The sequence below is a fragment of the Pontibacter rugosus genome, assembly GCF_042678745.1.
Lineage (GTDB): Bacteria > Bacteroidota > Bacteroidia > Cytophagales > Hymenobacteraceae > Pontibacter > Pontibacter rugosus.
This window is the reverse complement of record NZ_JBHTLD010000359.1, coordinates 1-2,665: the sequence shown is the minus strand read 5'-3', so window position 1 is coordinate 2,665 and position 2,665 is coordinate 1. Positions and strand designations below refer to the sequence as shown.

Annotated in this window: 3 protein-coding genes; all 3 read left to right on the top strand. The window is 43.4% G+C overall.

The annotated features are described in order from the left end of the window. Window positions 1-243: 243 nt before the first annotated feature. The 3 genes from ACFQ2O_RS21075 (at window position 244) to ACFQ2O_RS21065 (ending at window position 2,460) form a co-directional block, all read left to right on the top strand. Complete coding sequence (locus ACFQ2O_RS21075) at window positions 244-759, top strand: DUF2306 domain-containing protein (RefSeq protein ID WP_377532765.1); 516 nt, start codon at window positions 244-246, stop codon at window positions 757-759. 178 nt (window positions 760-937) lie between these two features. Continuing rightward, entirely contained in the window at window positions 938-1,309 is a 372-nt protein-coding gene (locus ACFQ2O_RS21070) for a nuclear transport factor 2 family protein (protein ID WP_377532763.1), read from the top strand. Window positions 1,310-1,395: 86 nt separating this feature from the next. Next, window positions 1,396-2,460, top strand: a complete 1,065-nt coding sequence (locus ACFQ2O_RS21065; RefSeq protein WP_377532761.1) for a serine hydrolase domain-containing protein — start codon at window positions 1,396-1,398, stop codon at window positions 2,458-2,460. Window positions 2,461-2,665 lie beyond the last annotated feature (205 nt).

Below are 2,665 nucleotides of genomic sequence, written 5' to 3'. Positions count from 1 at the left end.
AGGTGATATATATGTTGAAGCAAAAGAAATATTTATGACAGCAGCTGAAAATTACTTGTCTGTAACAGGCAAAGAGAAAGTTTCTCTATTCAAGAACAGAAGCTTTGATAAGGACTATCTGATTCCTGTAATTCAAAGCAAAATATAGACACCTTACAACTCATAAGTAAAACCTAAATAAGCACCTCAAGCTTATCCTAAACACCAGAAAGAAGGTTATAAAACAATCAAAACAGCATAGCTATGTATAACTTTGTGAACTCTACCCTCGGCTGGTTTCATTTGGCTGTAGCTGTTTTGGCTATGGTTGCTGGTGCATTTGTGTTGGCGACTCGCAAAGGTACACGTTTACACAAACAGGTTGGCTATAGCTATGTAGGTGCCATCGTGCTGGTTTGCGGATCAGCCTTGGGCATTTATAACCTCACAGGCAGGTTCGGAGTCTTTCATGTCACAGCAATTATCAGCTTTCTGACATTGGCTTGCGGCATGGTTCCTTTGTTTATAAAAAGTCTCCCAAGAAGCTACAAAGGTGTGCATGTGTGGTTTATGTACTATTCTGTTTTAGGCCTTTATGCCGCCTTTGTCTCAGAGTTAAGCGTGCGGATTCCCGATAAGCCATTTTTTGCCATGGTTGGTATTGCTACAGCTATAGTTTTCGTAGTGGGCACCGTGTTCATCCTAAAAAAGGAGAAGGTTTGGTCTAAGCACTTTGAGGAAACGCAACCTGCGGAGTTGAATATTAAAAGTAGAGTATAGATAGCACACATTTCACTTTAGGCGCCAGATAGATTGAAGCTATTTTCTGAAGATTTTAATTCCTGAATCCTAACATGATCTTCCACTATACACTAACCAGAATATGTTTCAAAAGCTCTGCATTCCGATATTTATCCTCCTCATACTCTCCCCCTGTAACAATCAAACCAAACCAACTATGAGCACAGAAAACGTAAACCTCGTTAACCAGTATTTCGAGCACTTCAACAACCACAATTGGGAGCAGATGGCGGCCGTGTACACTGAAACTGCCGAGTTCAAAGACCCATCGCTGGGGCAGGGAATTGTCACGCAAAGCCGTGAGCAGATCGTGCAGAAGTATAGCGAACTCAACGAGGTTTTCCCTGACCTAAACGACAAGGTGGTGCAGGTGTACCCTTCAGGCGAAAATCATGTGATTGTAGAGTTTGTCTCCAGCGGCACAGCCCCGGATGGCTCACAGTTTGAGCTACCTATCTGCACGATCTTCACCATCGAGAACGGAAAGATCACGAAAGACTTTACCTACTATGATAATTTTGAAGAATAAGATGGAGAAGAGCAAAGTATAGAAATGTACTTTGCTCCTCTGCTTTTAAACATCTCTACCAAAGCCAAAGTCCCTCTTACGAAGTCATGAAACAGCTTTTACTACTCATGCATTTAATGTTCTCGAGCGCTGTGTTTGCACAAAATGCTGTGGAGCGCATCATAAACAAAGAGCATGAGGCAGGTCATTTTAATGCTTCTATACTGGTCGTAAAAGATGGAAAAGTAGTTTCTAAGCTGAACAGGGGCTACGCTAACATGCAGTTCGCAGTGCCTATCACAAATAGCACCCGTTTTCCGGTAGCCTCCCTCACCAAAACCTTTACAGCCATACTTGCTTTGCAGCTCTACGAGAAGTCGCTGTTACAGCTAAGTGATAAAGTTTCTAAGTATGTGAGCGGCCTGCCTCCTGCGTGTGAAAGTATAACCGTGTCCGACCTGCTCACACACCTGTCTGGCCTGAAGAACGAACCTTTAGCCGCATACAGCTCCCCCTACTCCACCTCAGCGTATGTAGAGAAATTCGTGAGCAAAAACCACGAAGCAAAGCCGGATAGCTTTAACTACAATAATGTAGATTATATCCTGTTAACCTATGTGCTGGAAAAGGCTTCAGGCAAGAAATTTAAAGACCTGCTGCAAGACAACATACTCACGCCACTACACCTGACGAATACAGGCGTGCTAGCAGAAGCTACTATCATACCAAATCTGGCTTACGGATACCACAACTACACTTATGGCGAAGGCACAAGCCAGGACACGCTCTACAACGACCCGCTGGTTTACCTCTCTAACTATGCAGGGGCTGGCGCAGTTTACTCAACCACAGAAGATTTATACAAGCTTGTGCAGGGCCTGAAAACGAATAAGCTGTTATCAAAGAAAACCACAGCGCTGCTTTTGAACAAACCTCATGGAAAAGCTTATATTCCGTATGCACGCGGCTACCCCACCCTTGGCTTTTACTTTAATGACAGAACGTTTGCGAAGCCGGTATTAGAGCGGCGGGGCAGCATCAATGGGTTCAATTCGCTGCTGCTGTTCGATCAAGACTTCAGCAAAGTGATTATCATTCTGGCAAACACCGACACGGGCGATCTGGAGTTGATTGGAGATAAGGTATACCAGGCTATGGATGAACTGAAATAAGTATAATCACCTTTCTACATGCACCAAGACCAGATCGGCCATGTAAATAATTTGTCCTGTTTCTGACAGATACAAGCCAGAATAGCGAAGGTTTTTAATAATACAGCATTTTGCTGAAGGGGTGCGTTTGCAGCACAAGATACCTTATCTGCTCAGGATTCAATTAATACTGCCAGAGAAGATATGTCATAGGTAAATAATATAT

Excerpts from the sequence above, each read along its gene's own strand:
- ACFQ2O_RS21075 (WP_377532765.1), top strand. The coding sequence starts at position 244 with ATGTATAACTTTGTGAACTCTACCCTCGGCTGGTTTCATTTGGCTGTA.
- ACFQ2O_RS21070 (WP_377532763.1), top strand. The coding sequence starts at position 938 with ATGAGCACAGAAAACGTAAACCTCGTTAACCAGTATTTCGAGCACTTC.
- ACFQ2O_RS21065 (WP_377532761.1), top strand. The coding sequence starts at position 1,396 with ATGAAACAGCTTTTACTACTCATGCATTTAATGTTCTCGAGCGCTGTG.